The organism is Actinoplanes oryzae (assembly GCF_030757795.1).
In the GTDB taxonomy this organism is placed as follows: Bacteria; Actinomycetota; Actinomycetes; order Mycobacteriales; family Micromonosporaceae; genus Actinoplanes.
The window spans coordinates 1-787 of sequence record NZ_JAUQWH010000355.1 but is presented as its reverse complement, the minus strand read 5'-3'; the positions used below and the strand labels follow the sequence as shown (position 1 = coordinate 787).

The following is a 787-nucleotide window of genomic DNA, read 5'->3' as shown; positions in this document are numbered from 1 at the left end:
CAGGTGTGTGGATGGGTAGGGGAGCGTCGTGCTACCGGTGAAGCGGCGGGGTGACCCAGCCGTGGAGGTTGCACGAGTGAGAATGCAGGCATGAGTAGCGAATGAAGGGTGAGAAACCCTTCCGCCGGATGACCAAGGGTTCCAGGGCCAGGCTAATCCGCCCTGGGTGAGTCGGGGCCTAAGGCGAGGCCGAGAGGCGTAGTCGATGGATAACGGGTTGATATTCCCGTACCCGCAAAAGAGCGCCCAAGACGAACCCATCTGTACTAACCACGCAAAGTCACCAAAGGCTTCGGCCGGCGGTGATGGAGTCTGGGACCTTGGGTGGTAGTAGTTTAGCGATGGGGTGACGCAGGAAGGTAGCTGATCCCGGCCGGTGGTTGTGCCGGGGTAAGCGTGTAGGCCGGTGGGTAGGCAAATCCGCCCATCATGAAGGCTGAGACGTGATGCCGAGCCGATTCAGGTGAAGTCAGTGATCCTATGCTGTCGAGAAAAGCCTCTAGCGATGTTCTGAGCGGCCCGTACCCTAAACCGACACAGGTGGTCAGGTAGAGAATACCGAGGCGACGGGCGAACTGTGGTTAAGGAACTCGGCAAATTGCCCCCGTAACTTAGGGAGAAGGGGGGCCGGACGCGTGAAGGCACTTGCTGCTGGAGCGTGGTATGGCCGCAGAGAGCAGGGGGAAGCGACTGTTTACTAAAAACACAGGTCCATGCGAAGTCGTAAGACGATGTATATGGACTGACGCCTGCCCGGTGCTGGAACGTTAAGGGGACCTGTCAGCCT

Annotated in this window: 1 rRNA gene; it reads left to right on the top strand. The window is 59.0% G+C overall.

The features are described from left to right. A 23S ribosomal RNA gene (locus RBH18_RS43890) occupies positions 1 to 787 on the top strand; the annotation flags it as partial.